Origin of the sequence: Streptomyces aureocirculatus (genome assembly GCF_000720475.1) — a bacterium.
GTDB classification, from domain to species: Bacteria; Actinomycetota; Actinomycetes; order Streptomycetales; family Streptomycetaceae; genus Streptomyces; species Streptomyces aureocirculatus.
This window is the reverse complement of the sequence record NZ_JOAP01000014.1, coordinates 127,435-148,305: the sequence shown is the minus strand read 5'-3', so window position 1 is coordinate 148,305 and position 20,871 is coordinate 127,435. Positions and strand designations below refer to the sequence as shown.

The 20,871-nt window shown below is 72.6% G+C and carries 16 protein-coding genes and 1 riboswitch; of the genes, 5 read left to right on the top strand and 11 right to left on the bottom strand.

Annotated elements, in window-relative coordinates; translation table 11 throughout:
• Nucleotides 1–59: 59 nt before the first annotated feature.
• Nucleotides 60–1,187: a ferrochelatase gene (locus IG78_RS0115070; RefSeq protein WP_030563219.1), complete on the bottom strand. Its 1,128-nt coding sequence runs from the start codon at nucleotides 1,185–1,187 to the stop codon at nucleotides 60–62.
• A 194-nt stretch (nucleotides 1,188–1,381) separates the two neighbouring features.
• On the opposite strand from IG78_RS0115070, the gene IG78_RS0115065 reads away from it, so the two are divergent.
• Both IG78_RS0115065 and IG78_RS0115060 read left to right on the top strand, forming a co-directional pair.
• A complete protein-coding gene (locus IG78_RS0115065) occupies nucleotides 1,382–2,656 on the top strand; it encodes an MFS transporter (protein WP_030563217.1) in 1,275 nt (424 codons plus the stop codon).
• A complete protein-coding gene (locus IG78_RS0115060; protein ID WP_078964987.1) occupies nucleotides 2,580–3,935 on the top strand; it encodes a D-arabinono-1,4-lactone oxidase in 1,356 nt (451 codons plus the stop codon). The genes IG78_RS0115065 and IG78_RS0115060 overlap by 77 nt, the downstream gene beginning before the upstream one ends.
• A 99-nt stretch (nucleotides 3,936–4,034) precedes the next feature.
• Here IG78_RS0115060 and IG78_RS0115055 read toward each other — a convergent pair whose 3' ends face one another.
• The gene (locus IG78_RS0115055) at nucleotides 4,035–5,372 is read right to left on the bottom strand and encodes a hypothetical protein (protein WP_051852647.1); all 1,338 of its coding nucleotides are present in this window, start codon (nucleotides 5,370–5,372) and stop codon (nucleotides 4,035–4,037) included.
• A 497-nt stretch (nucleotides 5,373–5,869) separates the two neighbouring features.
• Between IG78_RS0115055 and sepH the strand changes: the two genes are divergently transcribed.
• Nucleotides 5,870–6,931, top strand: coding sequence for a septation protein SepH (gene sepH / locus IG78_RS0115050; RefSeq protein ID WP_030563211.1), 1,062 nt, complete (start codon nucleotides 5,870–5,872; stop codon nucleotides 6,929–6,931).
• Nucleotides 6,932–7,127: 196 nt separating this feature from the next.
• On the opposite strand, the gene IG78_RS0115045 is transcribed toward sepH, so the two are convergent.
• Nucleotides 7,128–7,982 carry a sulfurtransferase gene (locus IG78_RS0115045; RefSeq protein ID WP_030563209.1) on the bottom strand — a complete coding sequence of 285 codons (855 nt, stop codon included), beginning with the start codon at nucleotides 7,980–7,982 and terminating at the stop codon, nucleotides 7,128–7,130.
• A 427-nt stretch (nucleotides 7,983–8,409) separates the two neighbouring features.
• Here IG78_RS0115045 and IG78_RS0115040 point away from each other — a divergent pair, with 427 nt between their 5' ends.
• Nucleotides 8,410–9,222, top strand: a complete 813-nt coding sequence (locus IG78_RS0115040; RefSeq protein ID WP_030563206.1) for a VOC family protein — start codon at nucleotides 8,410–8,412, stop codon at nucleotides 9,220–9,222.
• A gap of 25 nt (nucleotides 9,223–9,247) precedes the next feature.
• Here the strand turns inward: IG78_RS0115040 and IG78_RS0115035 are convergent, their stop codons facing one another.
• The 4 genes from IG78_RS0115035 to IG78_RS0115015 all read right to left on the bottom strand — a co-directional run bounded on the left by IG78_RS0115035 (nucleotide 9,248) and on the right by IG78_RS0115015 (nucleotide 14,874).
• The gene (locus IG78_RS0115035) at nucleotides 9,248–9,907 is read right to left on the bottom strand and encodes a thymidine kinase (protein WP_030563204.1); all 660 of its coding nucleotides are present in this window, start codon (nucleotides 9,905–9,907) and stop codon (nucleotides 9,248–9,250) included.
• Nucleotides 9,908–10,012: 105 nt separating this feature from the next.
• Nucleotides 10,013–11,203: an alkaline phosphatase family protein gene (locus IG78_RS0115025; RefSeq protein ID WP_030563202.1), complete on the bottom strand. Its 1,191-nt coding sequence runs from the start codon at nucleotides 11,201–11,203 to the stop codon at nucleotides 10,013–10,015.
• Nucleotides 11,203–11,799, bottom strand: coding sequence for a DUF5998 family protein (locus IG78_RS0115020; RefSeq protein ID WP_030563200.1), 597 nt, complete (start codon nucleotides 11,797–11,799; stop codon nucleotides 11,203–11,205). Before IG78_RS0115020 ends, IG78_RS0115025 begins: the two co-directional genes overlap by 1 nt.
• 78 nt (nucleotides 11,800–11,877) lie before the next feature.
• Nucleotides 11,878–14,874: a bifunctional acetate--CoA ligase family protein/GNAT family N-acetyltransferase gene (locus IG78_RS0115015; protein WP_030563199.1), complete on the bottom strand. Its 2,997-nt coding sequence runs from the start codon at nucleotides 14,872–14,874 to the stop codon at nucleotides 11,878–11,880.
• A gap of 228 nt (nucleotides 14,875–15,102) precedes the next feature.
• Between IG78_RS0115015 and IG78_RS0115010 the strand changes: the two genes are divergently transcribed.
• The gene (locus IG78_RS0115010; protein WP_030563197.1) at nucleotides 15,103–15,384 is read left to right on the top strand and encodes an HPr family phosphocarrier protein; all 282 of its coding nucleotides are present in this window, start codon (nucleotides 15,103–15,105) and stop codon (nucleotides 15,382–15,384) included.
• A 278-nt stretch (nucleotides 15,385–15,662) separates the two neighbouring features.
• Here IG78_RS0115010 and IG78_RS0115005 read toward each other — a convergent pair whose 3' ends face one another.
• The 4 genes from IG78_RS0115005 to IG78_RS0114990 form a co-directional block, all read right to left on the bottom strand.
• Nucleotides 15,663–16,349, bottom strand: a complete 687-nt coding sequence (locus IG78_RS0115005; RefSeq protein ID WP_030563195.1) for a GntR family transcriptional regulator — start codon at nucleotides 16,347–16,349, stop codon at nucleotides 15,663–15,665.
• A 321-nt stretch (nucleotides 16,350–16,670) separates the two neighbouring features.
• The gene (locus tag IG78_RS0115000) at nucleotides 16,671–17,510 is read right to left on the bottom strand and encodes a M23 family metallopeptidase (protein WP_030563193.1); all 840 of its coding nucleotides are present in this window, start codon (nucleotides 17,508–17,510) and stop codon (nucleotides 16,671–16,673) included.
• Nucleotides 17,511–17,523: 13 nt separating this feature from the next.
• A riboswitch (cyclic di-AMP (ydaO/yuaA leader) is annotated at nucleotides 17,524–17,682 on the bottom strand.
• A 312-nt stretch (nucleotides 17,683–17,994) separates the two neighbouring features.
• A complete protein-coding gene (locus tag IG78_RS0114995) occupies nucleotides 17,995–19,380 on the bottom strand; it encodes a M16 family metallopeptidase (RefSeq protein ID WP_030563191.1) in 1,386 nt (461 codons plus the stop codon).
• Complete coding sequence (locus IG78_RS0114990; RefSeq protein WP_030563189.1) at nucleotides 19,377–20,723, bottom strand: M16 family metallopeptidase; 1,347 nt, start codon at nucleotides 20,721–20,723, stop codon at nucleotides 19,377–19,379. Before IG78_RS0114990 ends, IG78_RS0114995 begins: the two co-directional genes overlap by 4 nt.
• Nucleotides 20,724–20,871 lie beyond the last annotated feature (148 nt).

Below are 20,871 nucleotides of genomic sequence, written 5' to 3'. Positions count from 1 at the left end.
CGGGTCGTGCGCGCGCGCCTCGGGTCGTGCGGGGCGCGCGCCGGTACGCGCGGGGCGCGCTATGCGTACGGGCTGTCGGCGCCCGCGGCGGCGGGCTTCGGGGTGCGGGCCGGGCAGCAGCCCACGGGACACAGGTCGTGGCCGGGGCCGAGCGCGCCCAGGGCGCACGGCGTCGCGGGGCGGCCGGTCTCGGCGGCGGCGCGCTCAAGGACAAGGTCGCGGACCGCCGCGGCGAACCGCGGGTCGGCGCCGACGGTGGCCGAGCGGCGCACCGGCAGGCCTAGCTCCGCGGCCTTCGCCGTGGCCTCGGTGTCGAGGTCGTACAGGACCTCCATGTGGTCCGAGACGAAGCCGATCGGGACCATGACCACGGCGGGGGCCCCGGCCTCGTGCCGCTCCTGGAGGTGGTCGCAGATGTCCGGCTCCAGCCACGGGATGTGCGGGGCGCCGCTGCGCGACTGGTAGACCAGCTCCCAGGGGTGGTCCACGCCGGTCTCCGCGCGCACCGCGTCGGCTACGACACGGGCCACGTCCAGGTGCTGGCGCACGTACGCGCCGCCGTCGCCATGGCCCTCCGCCGGGCCCGAGGTGTCGGCCGCGGCGGTGGGGATGGAGTGCGTGGTGAAGGCCAGGTGCGCGCCGTCGCGGACCTCTTCGGGGAGGTCCGCAAGGGACTTCAGGACGCCTTCGATCATCGGGCGCACGAAGCCGGGGTGGTTGAAGTAGTGCCGCAGCTTGTCCACGCGGGGCACGTCGAGGCCCTCCGCGCGGAGGGTGGCGAGAGCGGCCGCGAGGTCCTCGCGGTACTGCCGGCAGCCCGAGTACGACGCGTACGCGCTGGTGGCAAGGACGAGGACGCGGCGGCGGCCGTCCCTGACAAGGTCGCGCAGGGTGTCCGTCAGGTACGGCGACCAGTTGCGGTTGCCCCAGTACACCGGCAGGTCCAGGCCGTGCTCCGCGAAGTCCTCGCGCAGGGCCTCCAGGAGGGTGCGGTTCTGGTCGTTGATGGGGCTCACGCCACCGAAGAGGAAGTAGTGCTGCCCCACCTCCTTCAGGCGCTCCTTGGGGATGCCGCGGCCACGCGTCACGTTCTCCAGGAACGGGACCACGTCGTCCGGCCCTTCGGGGCCGCCGAACGAGAGCAGCAGCAGGGCGTCATAGGGAGTGGGATCCAGCGCTTCGGACATGTATGTGATCCTGCCACCCGCCACTGACAGGGCGGAAACCGCCACCCTGGGGCGCGTGCCCAGGGAGCCCCCGGGCACCTCCGGAAAACACGGTGCGCGCCCCGCCTCGGCAGCCGTAAGCTGTATCAGCCATCTTCACGCCTTACCCGGAGCGGTCGCGCCCCCGCGCGCTCCGGCGCCTCCGCGGAGTCCATGTGCCGAGCCCCTACCGCGCCATATTCGCCGCCCCCGGCTCCCTGGGGTTCTCCGTCGCGGGCTTCCTCGGGCGGATGCCGCTGTCGATGATGGGCATCGGCATCGTCACGATGGTCTCCCAGCTCACCGGCCGGTACGGCCTCGCGGGCGCCCTGTCGGCCACCGTCGCGCTGTCGGCCGCGGCGATCGGCCCGCAGATCTCCCGGCTCGTGGACCGGCACGGCCAGCGGCGGGTGCTCAGGCCCGCGACGCTGGTGTCCCTGGTCGCGGTGGCGGGACTGCTGCTCGCCGCGAAGTTCGAGGCCCCGGACTGGACGCTGTTCGTCTGCGCCGCCCTCGTCGGCTGCGTGCCGAGTGTGGGCTCGATGGTCAGGTCCCGCTGGGCGGCCCTGTACCGCGACACCCCGCAACTGCACACGGCGTACTCCTTCGAGTCCGTCGTCGACGAGATCTGCTTCATCTTCGGACCGATCATCTCCATCGGGCTGTCCACGGTGTGGTTCCCCGAGGCCGGGCCGCTGCTCGCCGGTGTCTTCCTGGCCGTCGGCGTCTTCTGGCTGACGGCGCAGCGCGCCACCGAGCCGGTGCCGCACCCGCGGGAGCACCACACCGGTGGCTCCGCGCTGCGGGCCGGTGGCCTCCAGGTCCTGGTGGCCACGTTCGTCGCGACCGGGGCGATCTTCGGCGCCGTGGACGTGGTGACGGTGGCGTTCGCGGAGGACGAGGGCCACAAGGGCGCCGCGAGCCTGGTGCTCGCCGTCTATGCCCTCGGTTCCTGTCTGGCGGGGGTGGGCTTCGGTCTTCTGCACTTCAAGGGGGCGCCCGCCCGCAGATGGCTGCTGGGTGTCTGTGCGATGGCCGTGAGTATGATCCCGCTTCAACTGGCCGGGAACCTGCCGTTCCTTGCCGCGGCGCTCTTCGTCGCGGGCCTGTCCATCGCACCGACGATGATCACGACGATGGCCCTCGTCGAACAGCACGTACCACGCGCGAAGCTGACCGAGGGCATGACCTGGGTCAGCACAGGACTCGCCGTCGGTGTGGCGCTCGGCTCCTCCGTGGCGGGCTGGGTGATCGACGCTGCGGGGGCGCGCGCGGGGTACACGGTCCCGGGAGTGTCCGGGGCCGTCGCGGTCGTGGTGGCGTTCCTGGGCTATCGCCGGCTGCAGCGGCCGGCGCAGCGAGGGGGAGGGACCCATGAGCACGGAAACGGGCAGGGGCACGGCAGCGGGGACCACGGCCACCGGCGGGAAGAAGCCGGCGACGTGGCGTAACTGGGCGGGCACCGTGTCCGTGCGGGCCGCGCGCGAGGCCACGCCCGCCTCACGGGACGAGCTCGTCGCCGCGATCCGCGGCGCCCGCGAGGACGGCCTGAAGGTCAAGCCCGTCGGCAGCGGGCACTCCTTCACGGCGGCCGCGGCGACCGACGGCCTCCTGGTGCGGCCCGACCTCCTCACCGGTATCCGCAGGATCGACCGCGAGGCGGGCACGGTCACCGTGGAGGCGGGCACCCCGCTCAAGCGCCTGAACGCCGCGCTGGCCCGCGAGGGCCTGTCGCTGACGAACATGGGCGACATCATGGAGCAGACGGTGTCGGGCGCCGTCAGCACCGGGACGCACGGCACGGGCCGGGACTCGGCCTCGATCGCCGCGCAGATCACGGCCCTTGAGCTGGTCACCGCCGACGGACGCGTCCTGACCTGCTCCAAGGACGAGAACCCGGACGTCTTCGCCGCCGCCAGGATCGGGCTCGGCGCGCTGGGTGTCATCAGCGCGATCACGTTCTCCGTAGAGCCCGTCTTCTTCCTCCAGGCCCGCGAGGAACCCATGGCCTTCGACCGGGTCACCGCCGAATTCGACCAGCTCGTCACGGAGAACGAGCACTTCGAGTTCTACTGGTTCCCGCACACCGGCAACTGCACCACCAAGCGCAACAACCGCAGCGTGGGTCCGGCCGCTCCCCCGAGCGCGATCAGCGCCTTCGTAGAGGACGAACTCCTCTCCAACGGCCTCTTCCAGGTGGTCAATTCCCTCGGCCGTGCCGTGCCCGCCGCCATCCCCGCCATCGCGAAGCTCTCCAGCAAGGCCCTGTCCGCCCGCACCTACACGGACATCCCCTACAAGGTCTTCACCAGCCCGCGCCGCGTGCGCTTCGTGGAGATGGAGTACGCCGTCCCGCGCGCGGCCCTGGTGGACACGTTGCGCGAGCTGAAGTCGATGATCGAGCGGTCCTCGCTGCGGGTCAGCTTCCCCGTCGAGGTCCGCACGGCCCCCTCGGACGACATCACGCTCTCCACCGCCTCGGGCCGCGAGAGCGCGTACATCGCCGTCCATCTGTACAAAGGCACCCCGTTCCGCAGGTACTTCAGCGCCGCGGAGGAGATCTTCACCGCCCACGAGGGGCGGCCGCACTGGGGCAAGCTGCACTCCCGTGACGCCGCCTACCTGGCAGGGGCCTACCCGCGCTTCGGCGAGTTCACCGCCCTGCGCGACCGGCTCGACCCGGACCGGCTCTTCGGCAACCCCTACTTGCGGCGGGTTCTCGGCGACTGAAGCCACGCGGCGGGTTCTCGGCGACTGAAGCCACGCGGCGGGTTCTCGGCGGCTGAAGCCGCGCGGCCCGGTTCCGGTCCCGGACCGCGCGGCCCGCGGTCACTGCTCCGGCGTCTGCTGCTGCTCCTGGACGCTGCCGTTGCCGGTGCCGGTGCCGGGTCCGTTGCCGCCGCCGTTGGTCGGGGTCGGCGTGGGAGTCGGGGTCGGCGTGGGGGTGGGCGTCGGGTCGGTCTTCGAGCCGCCGTCACCGGAGCCCTTGCCGCTGCCGTCGCCCTTGTCGGTGCCGCTTCCCGTGCCCTTGCCGCTCTCGTCGGTCCCGCCCTGGCCGGAGCCGTTCCCCGACCCGTCGCCGGAACCGGTGCCGTCACCGGGTGAGGGCTTGTTCTCCGGGTCCTCGGGGGTGCCGCTGCCCCGCTGCGAACCGTCGCCCGACCCGGACGTGCCGTCGCCCGACGGCTCCTTGGTGTCGTCGGTGGCGGGCTCGTCGTCCGACTTCGACGACGAACCGTGGTTCGTCAGGGCGTCCCGCAGCGTGGTGCTGCTGTCGTCGCCGCTGAAGCTCTTGCCGCTCACCAGCTCGTACGTGGTGATGCCGCCGAGTGAGACCCCGAAGACCAGCGCCGCGGCGATCAGCGGCCGCTTCCAGCTACGCGTCTGGGTACGGTGCGTGGTCGCCCCGGAGAACTCGTCCGAGGGGAGCGGGGCCGGGGCGGGGCCCGGACCGGCGGGAGGCACGGGGCCCCTGGGCGTCGCGGGTCCGGCCTGGCGCAGCAGCCGGGTCTCCTGATCGCCCGGACGGTCGCGCGGCATCATCCGGGTGGCGTCCACGGAACCGAGGAGCTGGGTCTGCTCGGGGTCGGTTCCGGCCACGGGGAGCGCCGCCGTCGGGTCGGCCGGGTCGACTCTGGGGAGGGCCGTCGTCGGGTCGGCGGCCTCGATCGCGGGGAGTGCCCTGGTCGGGTCGGCCGGGTCGAACGCCGGGAGTGCCGCCGTCGGGTCGGCGTCCGCGGCTGCCTTCCCCCAGGTCGTGGTGACCGGGCCGTGGCCCGCGTACGCCGCCGCCGACGTCGAAGCGGACGTGGACCTGGTCGCGGACGTTGACGTGGACGCTCTGAACGTCTCCGGCACCGGCGTCGCCGAAGTCACCGGGACCTGCTGGGCCTTCGGTTTCGCCTGCACCGCCACGTCGCGTAGCTGCTCGCCCGTACGCGAGAAGAAGTGCTGGAATATCGTGCCGCCGCTGGTGGCGATGGTGCTCACCACGCCGGCGCCGAGGATCGTTCCGTAGACGCCGAAGGAGGACGCGAGCTTCGCGGCCAGCACGGCCGCGACGGCGCTCCCCGCCACCTGCGGCACGCTGAGATCGAACCGCTTCTTCTTCGGCTCGCCCTCCGTCACACCCTTCGGCTCCGCGCCGGGTTCCGGCTTTTCACGCATCTGCGGACCTTGCCTGCCTTTCTCGACATCACGTATGACTTACGTGTTCACGTATGAGCTACGCGAGGTACTGAGAAAGGGACGTACGCGCGAAGCGAATAGTTCCGCTTCCGGCTGTTTCGTGAAGAGCGCCACGCGTACGCGGGGCGCGCTCAGGACGGGTCGACACCAACTCCCTTCCACCCCGAGAAGTTCGGCGGCGTGCCGGTCCACCCGGGTGGCCCGAATGGAGTAGTGTTGCGAGCCCTGGGTCCGGTCTCCAGCCAGGGTGCCCGGGGCCAGCCAGGACCGCCGGATGGGGGCTCGTGCCCAGGGTGACCAAATCAGTCACTCAGCGTTGCGAATAGGTAACCGTGTCATAACGGCGGTTCAGGGCCCACGCCCGACACGCCGGGCAACTCGGCAAGGTTGTGGCAGGCTGCACCCGGGCAGGCCACACTCGACTAGCGGAAGCAGCGACGCACGTGACGTCGGCAGGCACCACCCGGGAGGTCCCCATGCCCGAACTGCGTGTCGTGGCCGTCAGCAACGACGGCACACGGCTGGTGCTGAAGGCTGCGGACAGCACGGAGTACACGCTTCCGATCGACGAACGGCTGCGCGCCGCCGTGCGCGGCGACCGGCCGCGGCTCGGACAGATCGAGATCGAGGTGGAGAGCCACCTCCGCCCCCGCGACATCCAGGCGCGTATACGTGCCGGTGCCAGCGCGGAAGAAGTCGCCTCGCTCGCCGGTATCCCCGTCGACCGGGTCCGCCGCTTCGAGGGCCCCGTGCTCGCCGAGCGCGCCTTCATGGCCGAGCGCGCCAGGAAGACCCCGGTGCGCCGCCCCGGCGAGAACACCGGACCCCAGCTCGGCGAGGCCGTCCAGGAGCGCCTGCTGCTGCGCGGCGCCGACAAGGACACCGTCCAGTGGGACTCCTGGCGCCGCGACGACGGCACCTGGGAAGTCCTGCTGGTCTACCGCGTGGCGACCGAGCCGCACTCCGCGAGCTGGACGTACGACCCGCCACGGCGCCTCGTCCAGGCCGTCGACGACGAGGCCCGCGCGCTGATCGGCGAGACCGACGACATCGCGGCGCCCGAGCCCAGCTTCCCGTTCGTGCCGCGCATCGCCCGGCTCCCCCGGGACCGTCCGCTCGACCGCGCCCCGGAGCGGGCCGGAGCCCCCGGCCCCGACCCCGAGCCGGAGCCCGTCGCGCCCGCGGCGGTCGCCGAGCAGGAACGCGACTCGCTCACCAGCCTCTTGGAGGCCGTCCCGAGCTTCCGCGGCGACATGGTCGTCCCGGAGCGGCCCGCCACGACACCCGCCGAACTGCCGTCCGCACAGGAGGAGCCCGAGCAGGAGCCGGAGGCCGAGGAGCCCCCGGCCACGGCGGCCTCGGCCGGCTCCGCCTACGCGGACGTCCTGATGCCGCGGGCCGTGGCCAGCCACCGCGACCGCCTCGTCGGCTCCACGGACCGCCAGGCAGAGGCCGACGGCGTCCGCCCCGGTCGCCGTGCCGCCGTGCCGAGCTGGGACGAGATCGTGTTCGGCACCCGGCGCAAGAAGCAGGAGTGACCGGACGGGACCGACCGGACAGAAGTGACCTGACCCGGTGAGAACCTAGTGAAGGGCCTGTACGCAATATGCGCACAGGCCCTTCACTCGTTGCTCCCAAAAGCGGCCGGGCGATCAACGGCGGCGTTCCGCGCACGCCCCCTCAACGGCCACTACGAGCCACCCTGAGCCGCCCCGCCCGCGTGCGCCACGCCCCTTACTGCGGGTCCGGCCCCGTCGCCACCGGCCGCGCCGGGTCCGACGACCACTCCGACCACGACCCGACGTACAGCGCCGCCGGGATCCCCGCCACGGCGAGGGCGAGGACCTCATGGGCTCCGGAGACGCCTGAGCCGCAGTACACGCCCACTGGTGAAGTGCTGGAAGCGCCGAGGGACTTGAAACGGGTCGCCAGCTCGTCAACGGGGCGGAAGCGGCCGTCCGCCGCGACGTTCTCCGCCGTGGGCGCCGAGACCGCGCCGGGGATGTGGCCGCCGACCCGGTCGATCGGCTCCACGTCGCCCCGGTAGCGCTCGGCGGCGCGGGCGTCCAGGAGCAGACCGGAGCGGGCGAGGGCCGCCGCGGCGTCCGCGTCCAGGAGGTCCACGGAGTTGGGCTCGGGTACGAAGGTGCCCTCGGCCGCCGGGGTCACCTCGCCGGACTCCAGGTCGCCCGCCCACGCGGCGAGCCCGCCGTCCAGGACCCGCACCGACGGATGGCCGGTCCAGCGCAGCAGCCACCAGGCCCGGGCGGCCGCCCAGCCCTGCCCGCCGTCGTACACCACCACCGGCCGGTCGGCCGAAACCCCTGCCGCCCGCATGACGGAACCGAAGTGTCCGAGATCCGGCAGCGGATGACGGCCGCCCGCCCCCGCGGCGCCCGCGAGATCCGCGTCGAGGTCCACGAAAACGGCCCCCGGGATGTGCCCCGCCGCGTGCTCGGCCCGGCCGTCGAAGGGCGGCTCACCGGCCGCCTTCGCCGTGCTCAGTTGCCAGCGGACGTCGAGCAGGACCGGCGGCTCACCGCCCGCCAGGTCGCTCGCGAGTTCGGATGTGGAGATGATGACGTTCATGGCTCCCATCCTTGCGTACGGGGTGGCCGCAGCGCTCAGCTCCGGATAGCCTGCTCGGCCGGACCACGCCCGGACACGCGGCGTACAGAAACGTGCACACCGCGTACTGCAGATGGACACAGCCCTGCCATCGCGCGTTAACGGATGAGAACGGCAAAACCGGGCATCCTCCGCGAGGAAGCCCATGAGCGCGGCGCGGCCGGAGCGCGCTCGGCGACTGGTGGTGCGAGCATCTGCACGGACGGGCATACGCGCGGCGGAAGCACGCGCGTTCGGACAGTGAAGCGAAGCGGAGTGGCAGCGGCCGGGCGACGACGGATGACAACCGACGAACGACAGATGACGCTTTTCGGACTCTGTCGATCGTCCTGGGAGACTCCGACGTGCCGGGCCGCCGAAGTCACGAGGGCCCGAGGAGAGAGTGACGATGACCGAGGCACGGTGGCCGGACGACTCGCGCGACCTGGGCGCGCGGCACACACCCGGCACGCCCTGCTGGGTGAGCCTGATGGCCCACGACGTGGCCGCGACCCAGGAGTTCTACGCGGCGCTCTTCGGCTGGACGTACCGGCCGGGGCCGCATCAGCTCGGCCCTTATGTGCGGGCCATGCTGGACGGATACGAGGTGGCGGGCATCGGGCAGTTGCCCGACCGGCAACTGCCCATCGTGTGGACCCCGTATCTGGCGTCCGACGACGCGGACGTGACGGCCGAGACGGTGCGCCACTGCGGCGGCACGGTGGGCGTGGGGCCGCTGGAAGCGGGCAGGGCGGGGCGGATGGTGGTCGCCCTCGACCCGGCGGGTGCGGTGTTCGGCATCTGGCAGGCGGCGGCACACATCGGCGCGGGTGTCGCGGGGGTGCCGGGCACGGTGACGTGGAACGAGCTCCTGACCCGCGAGACGGTGGAGGTGTCGAAGTTCTACCGGACGATTTTCGGCTTCACCGAGGCGGCGGCCACCACACCCGGCCTGGACTACCTGACGCTGTCCTTGGAGGGCCGTCCCGTGGCGTCGGTGCGCGGGGTGGGACAGGCACTGCCGCGGGACCGGGGCGCGCACTGGATGACGTACTTCGAGACGGTGGACGTGGACGCGTCGGCGGCGCGGGTGGTCGAGCTCGGCGGCCATGTGGTGCGGCCCCCGGAGCCCGGCAGGTACGGGCGGGTCGCGACGGTCGCCGACCCCGAGGGGGCGATCTTCACCCTCATCCGCTCGGAGCGGAGGGACGCCGCCGGGTGAGGGCGCATGACGACCACCGTACGGTCTAGGAGCGTTCCAGGGTGTCCACCGGCAGGACGTCGGGCGAGAGGGCGCCCGCGCGGGCGGAGGCCGCCGTCATGCGGCGCCGGTGGTGGCGGCGGCACAGGACCTCGTACCCCACTTCGCCGGGCGCCTGGTTGACGTCGCCGACGACGACCTGGGCGCCCTCGACGACCATCTCACCGCCGATGGTGCGGGCGTTGTGGGTGGCGCGGGCGCCGCACCAGCACAGCGCCTCGACCTGGAGCACCTCCACGCGGTCGGCGAGTTCGACCAGGCGCTGGGAGCCGGGGAACAGCTTGGAGCGGAAGTCGGTGGTGATGCCGAACGCGAAGACGTCGAGGCCCAGGTCGTCGACGACGCGGGCGAGCTGGTCGATCTGTTCGGGGGCGAGGAACTGGGCCTCGTCCGCGATCACGTAGTCGGCGCGGGAGCCGCGTGAGAGGTGGTCGACGAGATAGGCGTAGATGTCGAGGTCGTCGGCCACCTCGATCGCCTCGGTGACCAGACCGAGCCGCGAGGAGAGCTTGCCCGTGCCCGCGCGGTCGTTGCGCGCGAAGATCATGCCCTGCAGCCCGCGGGCCGAGCGGTTGTGCTCGATCTGCAGCGCGAGGGTGCTCTTCCCGCAGTCCATCGTTCCGGAGAAGAACACCAGCTCAGGCATGGGAAGTCGAGAACCTTTCGGTTGTTTCGCGGTCGCGGGGAGTGGGGAGGGGCCGACGGTCACGGGCCTGCCGGGGATGCCGGTGGCGCGCAGGTCCCGGCGGCGCTAGGAGCGTACTTCGAGGAGCGGTACGAGCTGTTCGGCGGGGGTCATCGAGCCGTGGTTGCCGACCAGTGCGGACTCCTTCGGCTCGTTCCTCGACGCGGTGATCAGCACGTCGTCGTGGGCGGCGGCGACGACGTCACCGATGCGGCCGTGGACGCGCTCGTCGATCCGCGGGCCGAACCAGCCCGCCGCGATCGCCTCCTCCCGGCTCGCCACCCAGAACTGCTCGCCGAGCACGTCGCGCCAGACGGCGAGAACGTCGGCCGCGGCGCCGGGCACCGCGTAGACGTGGCGGGCGCGGCCCTCGCCGCCGAGCAGGGCGACGCCGGCGCTCAGCTCCCAGTCCTCGTCGAAGTCGATGCGGGACGCGTCGCCGAAGGGGATGTCGACCATGCCGTGGTCGGCGGTGACGTAGAGCGCGCTGCGCGGCGGGAGCTGTTCGGCGAGGCGCTGGGCGAGCCGGTCGACGTACATGAGCTGGCCGCGCCAGGGGTCGGAGTCGACGCCGAAGCGGTGGCCCTTGCCGTCGACTTCGGCGTAGTAGGTGTAGACCAAGGCGCGGTCGGCGGCGGCGAGTTGTTCGGCGGCGAGGTCCATGCGGTCCTCGCCGGAGAGGCGGCCGCGGAAGGTGCCGCCGCTGAGGGCGATCTTGGTGAGCGGGGTGTGCTCGAAGGTCGGCGAGGAGACCTGGGCGGTGTGGACGCCCGCGTCGTGGGCGCGCTGGAAGACCGTCGGATACGGCTGCCAGGCGTGCGGGTCGGTCCAGGGTTTCCAGCGGAGCTGGTTCATCAGCTCGCCGGTGTCGGGGTTGCGGGCCGCGTACCCGGGCAGGCCGTGGGCGCCCGGCGGCAGGCCCGTGCCCACGGAGGCGAGGGAGGTCGCGGTGGTGGCCGGGAAACCGGCGGTTATCGGGCGCCCGGTGCCACCGCGCGAGGAGCCGAGGAGCGAGGTCAGGAAGGGGGCTTCGGCGGGGTGGGCGCGCAGTTGCTCCCAGCCGAGGCCGTCGATCAGGAAGACACACGCCCGGTCGGCGGGGGCCAGCTCGGGGACGAGCGGGGTGAAGCCGTCGACTCCCTGGTGGGCGACCAGGGTGGGCAGCAGGTCGGCGAGCGAGCCCGTGCCGTACTCGGGTCGGGGTGCGGTGTCGAGGGCGAGTGGCTGGATGTCGTCCCAGGCGGTGGGGTGCGCCATCAGCGGCCGGTGTCCGTGCCCGCCGCGGTGGCCTCGGAGAGCGCCTGGGCGAAGGCCAGGGTCTGGCGCACGGTGTCGGGGCCGTCGCCCGCTTCGCTGACGCGCAGGCTGAGGTCGTCGGCGGTGGAGCTGCCGGTGTAGCCGTGGTCCGCCTCGCAGTTGGGGTCGCCGCAGGCGGCGGGCTCCAGGTCGATGCGCGACACGGCGCCCCAGCCGATGGTCAGGACGACCTCGCGGGGCACGGATCCCGGAACGTACTTCTCCGGGTTGGCGACGACACGGCTGACGACGACCGACGAGATACGGCCGATCTTCACGGATTCCGTGGAGGTGGTGGCGTACGGCGTCGGGGACGTGGAGTCCGCGGCCTGCTCGTCGGTGTGGCTGACGATGAAACGGGTGTCCGTGAGGACGAGGACGGTCACGTGCCTGCGGACCTCGTTCGCGTCGAACGTGGTCTCCTGGTGGACCAGGTACGACCCGATGGTCTCGCCGCCGATCGCGGCCTCCACCGCCTCGGCCACGAGGGCCGGGTAATAGCCGCTGCGCTCGATCGCTGCGCGCAGCCCCTGGGTCGTCGTACCGGTCTTTGCCATGCCGCCCATCCTACGACCCGGCGCGTGGCCGAGGTGCCCGGTGGCCGCACGGCCCCGCCCCGCCCCGCCCGGCCGGGGTCAGTAGGCGGGCAGGGTGCGGGGGCCCAGGTCGTCCCGGGCCGGTGGCGGGGCGAGGCGGACGGTGGCGCTGAGCACGGAGAGGCCCTTCTGTGCGACGACGACCGGCTCCAGGGAGACGGTGACCACTTCGGGGTGGTCGTCGACCAGCCGGGAGACGCGCATCAGGAGCTCTTCGAGGGCCGGGGCGTCCACCGGGGCCGAGCCGCGCCAGCCGAACAGGAGCGGTGCCGTCCGGATGGACCTGACCAGGTTGCCCGCCTCGCGGTCGGTGACCGGGATCAGCCGGTGGCCGGTGTCGCCGAGGAGCTCGGAGGGGGCGCCGGCGAGCCCGAAGGACAGGACCGCGCCGGCGACGGGGTCGTGTCCGGCACGCACGACGGTGTCCACCCCGCGGGCCACCATCGCCTGGACGACCGGACGCAGCTCGGCGGGCCTGCCGAGGGTCTGGGTGAGCTCACGGTACGCGCGCCGCAACTGATCCTCGTCGGCGAGGTCCAGGCGGACGCCGCCGAGGTCGGGGCGGTGACGCAGGTGGGGCGCCGTGGTCTTGACGGCGACGGGGTAACCGACCTGGCGAGCGGCGAGCACCGCGGAGTCCGCGTCGGGCGCGGGCAGGGCCCCGCGTACGTCGATGCCGTACCGCCCGAGCAGGTCCCGGGCCGCCTCGGCGTCAAGGGTGATCCCCCCGGTGTCCCCGCCCTCCCCCAACAGCCGCCCGATGAGCTCACCCGCCCCCTGCTCGTCGATGTCGTCGTACTCCGGCACCTTGCCGGGCTCGGCGATGTCACGCCGCCACTGGGCGTACTTCACGGCTTCGGCGAGGGCGCGGACTGCGCGTTCGGCGGCGGGGTAGGCGGGAATGCGGTGGGCTCCCCCGGTGGGGGTGGCTCCTCTGCCGGTGGGGGCGGCTTCCCTACCGGTGGGGGCGGCTTCGCTGCCGGTGGGGGCGGCTTCGCTGCCGGTGGGGGCGGCTTCCCTGCCGGTGAGGGTGGCCCCGCTCCCCGGGTCGGGCTCGACACTCGGGGTCGCTCCGCCTCCCTGGGGGGTGCCGATCCCGTCCCCGGTGGGAGGCGCACCCGCGAGCTGCCTCCCGCCAGCAGGATCCGCCCCCGCGGCCGCCCGAGGCCCCGTGCTGGCCGCCGCCGACAGGGCCTCCGCGAGGCCGCCGAGTTCCACGTGGACGACGGTGACCGGCTTCGTCGGGCAGCTCGCGGCGGCGGAGCGCAGGGCTGCGGCCAGGGAGGCGTCCTCGCCCTGGCGGGTGGACTCGCCCAGGGAGGGGATGACGGTGACGACCACCGCGTCGCACGCCTCGTCGGCGAGGGCGGCGGCGAGCGCCGTACGGAAGTCCTCCGGGGCGGCGGCGGTCGTGAGGTCCCGGGGCGGCAGCGGCCGCAGGCCTTCAGCGACGCAGGCGTCGTACGTGAGCAGCCCGAGCGACTCGGAGTTGCCGAGGATGGCGACGCGCGGCCCCGCGGGCAGCGGCTGCCCGGAGAGCAGCAGCCCGGCGTCGACGAGTTCGGTGACGGTGTCCACACGGATCACCCCGGCCTGGCGCAGCAGCGCCGACACCGTGGCGTGCGGGAGGCGCGTGGCCGCGCCCGCGTGCCCGGCCGGTGCGATGCCGCTGTGCCGGGCGCCCTGGACCACCACGAGCGGCTTCACGGCGGCGGTGCGGCGGGCGAGGCGGGTGAACTTGCGCGGGTTGCCGATGGATTCCAGGTACATCAGGGCGACGTCGGTGTCCGGGTCGTCGTACCAGTACTGGAGTACGTCGTTGCCCGAGACGTCCGCTCTGTTGCCCGCGCTGACACAGGTGGAAAGGCCCCACAGGCCGCGCCCGCGGCGGTGCAGACGGGACAGGAGCGCGATGCCGATGGCGCCGGACTGCGTGAACAGGCCGAGGCGCCCGGCGGCGGGCAGTTCGGGCGCCAGGGAGGCGTTGAGGCGCACTTCGGGGGAGGTGTTGATGACTCCGAAGGCGTTGGGCCCGATGAGGCGCATACCGTACGAGCGGGCCCGGCCGACGAGTTCCCGCTGCCGCTCACGTCCTTCGGGGCCGCTCTCGGCGTATCCGGCGGAGATCACCACGAGCCCCTGCACGCCGTGCTCGCCGCAGTCGGTGACGGCCCGCGGGACGTGTTCGGCCGCTACGGCCACGACGGCGAGGTCGACGGGCTCGGCGATGTCGCGCACGGAGCGGTGGGCGGGCACGCCCTCGACCTCGGCGGTGCCTTCGGGCAGTGCGCTGTTGACGGCGTGCAGGCGGCCCGTGAAGCCCGCGCCGAGGAGATTGCGCAGGACACCGCGGCCGACGCCGTCCGGGGAGCGGCCGACGCCGACGACGGCGACCGATCCCGGCGCGAGGAGGCGCTGCACGGAGCGGGCCTCGGCGCGCTGTTCGCGGGCCCACTGGACGGCGACGGAGCGGTCGGTGTGCTCCAGGTCGAGTTCGAGGCGGACGACGCCGTCCTCGAAGCTGCGCTTCTGCTGGTAGCCGGCGTCCGTGAAGACCTTGACCATCTTGGTGTTGGCGGGCAGGACCTCGGCGGCGAAGCGCCGGATACCGCGCTCACGGGCGACCGCCGCGATGTGTTCGAGCAGCGCGGAGGCGACACCCCGGCCCTGGTGGGCGTCCTGGACGAGGAAGGCGACCTCGGCCTCGTCCGCGGGCGCCGACGCGGGGCGGCCCTGGGCGTCGATGCGGTCGTAGCGCACGGTCGCGATGAACTCGCCGCCCACGGTGACGGCGAGCCCCACGCGGTCCACCTGGTCGTGGTGGGTGAACCGGTGCACGTCCTTGGCGGAGAGGCGCGGGTACGGTGCGAAGAAGCGGTAGTACTTCGACTCGTCCGACACCTGCTCGAAGAAGCTGACGAGACGGTCCGCGTCGGCGGCCGTGATGGGCCTGATCCGGGCGGTGCCCCCGTCGCGCAGCACCACGTCGGCCTCCCAGTGGGAGGGGTAGGCATGCCGGTCCGGCGGGGTCTGCATGGGGCCAGGGTACGGGTCGCGCGGCAGCCGGGGCCGGGGCAAGGTAGGAGGCGCCGGACGGCGGTCGGCGGGCTGCTCCGCTGCTCCACGAGGCGGTGTCGTACGGTCGGCGGTGTCGTACGGTCGGGCGGTGCCGACAGGTATCCGGACGATGGCAGTCCGGTGCACCCGGGTCGGCATGAGACACTGGTCTAGACAAGTGTGAGACACCTGGAAGGGCAGCAACACATGGCTGAGCGCCGCGTCAACGTCGGCTGGGCCGAGGGCCTCCACGCCCGGCCCGCCTCCATCTTCGTCCGTGCGGCCACGGCCGCGGGCGTTCCCGTGACGATCGCCAAGGCCGGCGGCAACCCGGTCAACGCCGCCTCGATGCTCGCGGTGCTCGGTCTCGGTGCGCAGGGCGGCGAGGAGATCGTGCTCGCTTCGGACGCCGAGGGTGCGGACGCCGCGCTCGACCGGCTGGCGAAGCTGGTGGCTGAGGGGCTCGAGGAGCTTCCCGAGACCGTCTGAGTGCGCGCCCGACCGGGTCGGGTGCGATGCGGTGGAGCCGCGCGGGCCTGTCGGGCCTGCGCGGCTCCACCGTTTTTTCGGCTGTCCGTATGCACTGCCCGTGCGTGCGCTCCGCGATCCCGAATGTGCGGGATGAAAAGAAGCACCGTACCGAAGGGACGGGACCGGGCCGGGATTTCCGAACTCGCGAACTCGCGAACTCGCGAACTCGTGAGCCGGAAAAGGGCAGCCCGAATTACCGGGTCCGAAATTGTTCCTCTTTGTATACGGCGCCACCGTTAATTCCGCGCGCTCACCGTGTTTACGGGATGTTGCGAACCACTCACACGCCCCGTGCGGGCACCTCGCCGCGGCCGGTGCGCGACGACGGACCGTTCGACGTGCAGCGCGGCGAGAGCCCGGGCCCGCTCCCCGTCCCTGCGGGCCACGGCGTCGACGACCGCGGCCCGCTCGGCCCACGACTCCGCGGGCGCGGCCTGCGGCTCGGCCACGTACATCCAGGTGATCTTCTGCCGCAACTGGGTGAGCAGAGTGATGAGGCCGGGGCTCCCGGAGGCCTGGGCGAGCGTCTCGTGGAACCAGCCGTCGAGTGAGCGCAGCTCCTCGGCGCCGCCGCGCCGGGACCGCTCCTGGCCGAGCCGGACGAGGCCCCGCAGGACCTTCAGGTGCGCGTCGGTGCGCCGCTGCGCCGCGCGGGCGGCGGCCAGCGGCTCCAGGAGGGTGCGGATCTCCAGGATGTCGGCCGCGTCCTGCTCGGTGGGCTCGGCGACGCAGGCGCCCGCGTGCCTGCGGGTGACGACGAAGCCCTCGGCCTCCAGGGTGCGCAGGGCCTCGCGCACGGGGACGCGTGAGACTCCGTAGCGGCGGGCGAGCAGGTCTTCGGTGAGGCGCGTGCCGCGTTCGTAGACACCGGAGACGATGTCGCCCCGGATGGCCGTGCACACCGATTGCGCGGGAACGCGCATGACGGACCTCCGCTTTGATGCCCGCGAAACGCGTCGGTCGGCGCGGCGGCCGACGCACGGGCCGACGCCTCGAACGGCGCTCTTTCAACGATTTCGCGGACCCTGCCGATATGGACCTCTGCCGACATGGACCAGTTGCCGACATGAACTCTATTGCAGCTCGCCGGATTTTCCGACGGGCGGGCGTAATCCATGGATATCTTTTGGCCAACGGGCGCGGGTACCTGGGGGTGTTTCGGGTGTGTTTCCGGTACGCGGAAAGCCCCGGCTCGGGTGAGCCGGGGCTTTCGCGTGGGGACTTCGGATGTCGACCGTGGGACTTCAGACGTTGACGCCGTGCGAGCGCAGGTACGCGACGGGGTCGATGTCGGAGCCGTAGTCGGGGCCGGTGCGGGCCTCGAAGTGCAGGTGCGGGCCGCTGGAATTGCCGGTCGAGCCGGAGAGGCCGATCTGCTGGCCGGGGGTGACCGCCTGGCCGACCGTGACGCTCAGGGACGACATGTGGCCGTACTGCGTGTACGTGCCGTCGTTGTGGCGGATCACGACGTTGTTGCCGTACGCCCCGCCCCAGCCGGCCTCGACGACGGTGCCCGCGGCGACCGCCTGGACCTGCGTGCCGGACGCGGCGTGGAAGTCGACGCCGGTATGGCTGCCGGAGGACCACATGGCGCCGCCGGTCTTGTAACCGGTGGAGACGTAGCTGCCGGCGATCGGCGAGACGTACGAGCCCAGGCGCTTGCGCTCGGCCTCGCGGGCGGCGCGCTCCTTGGTCTCGCGCTCCTTCTCGGCCTTCGCCCGCGCCTCGGCCTTCGCCTTCGCCTCGGCCTTGCGCTTGGCCTCGGCGGCCTTGCGCTTGGCCTCCTCGGCCTTGGCCTTGGCCTCGGCTTCGGCCTTCTCCTTGGCGGCGGCCTCGTCGGCGGCCTGCTTCTGGGCGGCGGCCTGGGCGTCGATCTCGCCGGCCAGGGAGTCGCCTACGGAGATGGACTGGGTGAGGCCGGCGTGCGCGTAATCGGCGGAGGCTCCTTCGGCGGCGAGCGCCGGGGCTGCCAGACCCGAGATGACACCGGTGGTGGTGAGCGCGGCAACACCCGCGGCACCGGCGGTCGTACGCGTGATACGGCTGGGACGGCGGTGCTTGCCGGTCGGGCGGATGAACGCCATGAAGCGGCTGATCCTTTCCTTCCTTCTCGCCTACCGGGTTAGCTGACGGGTTCGGAGCAGGAAGGTCTCCTACGGGCTCCTCGCCTCGCGGCAAGGGGTCCGATTCACCCCAGGGACGTGGGTCCCCGGCTCCCCTGGCTCGCGCCGTACGGGGACTCGGCGATGACTGTCCGGTGCCGCGGGCGCGGCGTGGTGCCTGACGGACAGCCGGACCGACGCTAAACGTCTCTTCTTTCAAAGGACAAACGGATCAGCACTTTTGTAGCGCACGCCACAGGGCAGACGAGCAACCTCCCCATCAATTCGGACATATGGCGGCATGCAGGGACCCCAGCGACATCTTGCGTCGCTGGGGTCCCTGTTCTTCCGCCTCGGATTGCCTGCCTCCGGGTGGCTGTCTCCGGCTGGCTGTCTCCGGCTGGCTGTCTCCGGATACGTACCTCCGGATACGTGCCTCCGGAGACATGCCTCCCGGGCTGCGGAATCAGCCGGTGACCACGCTCACTTCACCGATGCCGAGCGCCTTCACGGGCTCCTCGATCTGTGCGGCGTCACCCACGAGGACCGTCACGAGGCGGTCGTCGGGGAAGGCGTTCACCACGGCCGCGGTGGCCTCCACCGTGCCGGTCTCCGCCAACTGGCGGTACAGGCGCGCCTGGAAGTCGTCCGGCAGGTTCTGCTCGACCTGGTCGGCGAGGGTGGCGGCGACGGCGGCTGCGGTCTCGTACTTCAGCGGGGCGACCCCGACGAGGTTCTGCACGGCGACGTCCCGCTCGGGGTCCGTGAGCCCTTCCGCGGCGAGCGTGCGCAGGACCTTCCACAGGTCCTCCAGGGCCGGGCCCGTGTTCGGGGTGTCCACGGAGCCGCTGATGGCGAGCATCGCGGCGCCCGTGCCGTCCGGCGCCGAACGCAGCACCTGGCTGAAGGCGCGCACTCCGTAGGTGTAGCCCTTCTCCTCGCGCAGGACGCGGTCCAGACGCGAGGTGAGCGTGCCGCCGAGGCAGTACGTGCCGAGGACCTGCGCGGCCCACACGCGGTCGTGCCGGTCCGGGCCGACGCGGCCGATGAGCAACTGCGTCTGCACGGCGCCGGGACGGTCCACGATGACGACGCGGCCCCGGTCGTCCGCGGTCACCGCGGGCACCGGGCGCGGCTCGGCCGCTCCCCCGGTCCAGGCGCCGAGCGTGTCCGCGAGGACGGCGTCCAGATCGGTGCCGGTGAGGTCGCCGACCACCACGGCGGTGGCCGCGGCGGGGCGGATGTGCTTCTCGTAGAAGGCGCGTACGGCCGCGGAGTCGATGGCCGTGACCGTCTCCTCCGTGCCCTGGCGGGGGCGGGACATCCGCGAGGACGCCGGGAAGAGCTGCCGGGAGAGCTCCTTGGCCGCGCGGCGTGCCGGGTTGGCGCTCTCGTGCGGGATCTCGTCCAGGCGGTTGCGGACCAGGCGCTCGACCTCGCTGTCCGCGAACGCGGGTGCGCGCAGGGCGTCGGCGAGCAGGCCGAGCGCCTTGGGCAGACGGGAGACGGGCACCTCGAGGGAGACGCGGACGCCCGCGTGGTCGGCGTGCGCGTCGAGCGTGGCGCCGCAGCGGTCGAGCTCGGCGGCGAACTCCTCCGCGGAGTGCTTGTCGGTGCCCTCGTTGAAGGCCCGCGCCATGATCGTGGCGACACCGTCCAGGCCCTGCGGTTCGGCGTCCAGGGGCGCGTCGAGGTGGACCTCCACGGCGACGAGCTGCTGCCCGGGGCGGTCGCAGCGCAGCACCGTGAGGCCGTTGGGGAGCGCGCCGCGCTCGGGGGCCGGGAACGCCCAGGGCTTGGCGGTGCCCGCCTGGGGCTGCGGGTGGAACTCCATCGTTGCGGCCTCGGTCACTTCGCCGCCTCCTCGTTGGCTTCGTGGTCGGCGTCTTCGGGGGTGACGGGCTCGTACACGAGCACCGCGCGGTTGTCCGGGCGGAGCCGGGCCTCGGCGATCTCCCGGACCTCCTCGGCGGTGATGTCGAGGACGCGCCGCACGGCCGTGAGGGCGAGCTGGGGGTCTCCGAAGAGGACGGCGAACCGGCACAGTTCGTCCGCGCGGCCCGCGACCGTGCCGAGCCGGTCGAGCCACTCGCGCTCCAGTTGCGCCTGGGCCCGCTCCATCTCCTCCGGAGTGGGGCCCTCGGCGGCGAACCTGGCGAGCTCCTCGTCGACTGCGGCCTCGATGACCGGGACCTCCACGTCGCCGGACGTCTTCACGTCCAGCCAGCCGAGGGAGGGCGCACCGGCGAGGCGCAGCAGGCCGAACCCGGCCGTGACGGCGGTGCGGTCACGGCGCACCAGGCGGTTGTACAGACGCGAGGACTCGCCACTGCCGAGGACCGTGAGCGCCAGGTCGGCCGCGTCGCACGCGCGCGTGCCGTCCTCGGGGAGGCGGTAGGCGGCCATCAGGGCGCGCGCCGGGACCTCCTCCTCGACGACCTCGCGCAGCTCCTTGCCGATGCGCTCGGGCAGCGAGCCGTCCCGCGGCGGCTGCTTGCCGTCGTGCGAGGGGATGGAGCCGAAGTACTTCTCGACCCAGGCGAGCGTCTGCTCGGGGTCGATGTCACCGACGACCGACAGGACGGCGTTGTTGGGCGCGTAGTACGTACGGAAGAAGTGCCGCGCGTCTTCGAGGGTGGCCGCGTCCAGGTCGGCCATGGAGCCGATCGGTGTGTGGTGGTAAGGGTGACCCTCCGGGTAGGAGAGGGCGGTCAGCTTCTCGAAAGCCGTGCCGTACGGAACGTTGTCGTAGCGCTGACGGCGTTCGTTCTTGACGACGTCCCGCTGGTTCTCCATCGACTCCTCGTCGAGCGCCGACAGGAGCGAGCCCATGCGGTCCGCCTCCAGCCAGAGGGCGAGCTCGAGCTGGTGGGCGGGCATCGTCTCGAAATAGTTGGTGCGCTCGAAGCTGGTGGTGCCGTTGAGCGAACCGCCGGCGCCCTGCACCAGCTCGAAGTGACCGTTGCCGTGCACCTGCTGCGAGCCCTGGAACATCAGGTGCTCGAAGAGGTGCGCAAGGCCCGTACGGCCCTTGACCTCGTGGCGCGAGCCGACGTCGTACCAGAGGCAGACCGCGGCGACCGGGGTCAGGTGGTCCTCGGAGAGCACCACGCGCAGGCCATTGGACAGCCGGTGCTCGGTCGCTGTCAGGCCGCCGGAGCCGGTCTCGGCTGTGGCCGTGTGACCCATGGGCATGTACGTCCCTTCGATCGCAAAATACGCAATGAGTGCTGCCAGTCCTGCCACTGTATGCAAGGCCCCGGACACCTGGCGAAGTTCCCGCTCCGCCCTTGGCGTAGTCGGATTTCGCCCTGGGCGTGATCGGCTGGGTGCGGGCCGCCGC

What these genes read in the sequence shown, in the direction of transcription:
- IG78_RS0115000 (WP_030563193.1), bottom strand. Translation starts at nt 17,510, where the DNA reads ATGGCGTTCATCCGCCCGACCGGCAAGCACCGCCGTCCCAGCCGTATC.
- IG78_RS0115010 (WP_030563197.1), top strand. Translation starts at nt 15,103, where the DNA reads ATGGCTGAGCGCCGCGTCAACGTCGGCTGGGCCGAGGGCCTCCACGCC.
- IG78_RS0115035 (WP_030563204.1), bottom strand. Translation starts at nt 9,907, where the DNA reads ATGCCTGAGCTGGTGTTCTTCTCCGGAACGATGGACTGCGGGAAGAGC.
- IG78_RS0115040 (WP_030563206.1), top strand. Translation starts at nt 8,410, where the DNA reads ATGACCGAGGCACGGTGGCCGGACGACTCGCGCGACCTGGGCGCGCGG.
- IG78_RS0115045 (WP_030563209.1), bottom strand. Translation starts at nt 7,982, where the DNA reads ATGAACGTCATCATCTCCACATCCGAACTCGCGAGCGACCTGGCGGGC.
- IG78_RS0115005 (WP_030563195.1), bottom strand. Translation starts at nt 16,349, where the DNA reads ATGCGCGTTCCCGCGCAATCGGTGTGCACGGCCATCCGGGGCGACATC.
- IG78_RS0115025 (WP_030563202.1), bottom strand. Translation starts at nt 11,203, where the DNA reads ATGGCGCACCCCACCGCCTGGGACGACATCCAGCCACTCGCCCTCGAC.
- IG78_RS0115060 (WP_078964987.1), top strand. Translation starts at nt 2,580, where the DNA reads ATGAGCACGGAAACGGGCAGGGGCACGGCAGCGGGGACCACGGCCACC.
- sepH (WP_030563211.1), top strand. Translation starts at nt 5,870, where the DNA reads ATGCCCGAACTGCGTGTCGTGGCCGTCAGCAACGACGGCACACGGCTG.
- IG78_RS0115020 (WP_030563200.1), bottom strand. Translation starts at nt 11,799, where the DNA reads ATGGCAAAGACCGGTACGACGACCCAGGGGCTGCGCGCAGCGATCGAG.
- IG78_RS0115055 (WP_051852647.1), bottom strand. Translation starts at nt 5,372, where the DNA reads ATGCGTGAAAAGCCGGAACCCGGCGCGGAGCCGAAGGGTGTGACGGAG.
- IG78_RS0115015 (WP_030563199.1), bottom strand. Translation starts at nt 14,874, where the DNA reads ATGCAGACCCCGCCGGACCGGCATGCCTACCCCTCCCACTGGGAGGCC.
- IG78_RS0114990 (WP_030563189.1), bottom strand. Translation starts at nt 20,723, where the DNA reads ATGCCCATGGGTCACACGGCCACAGCCGAGACCGGCTCCGGCGGCCTG.
- IG78_RS0115070 (WP_030563219.1), bottom strand. Translation starts at nt 1,187, where the DNA reads ATGTCCGAAGCGCTGGATCCCACTCCCTATGACGCCCTGCTGCTGCTC.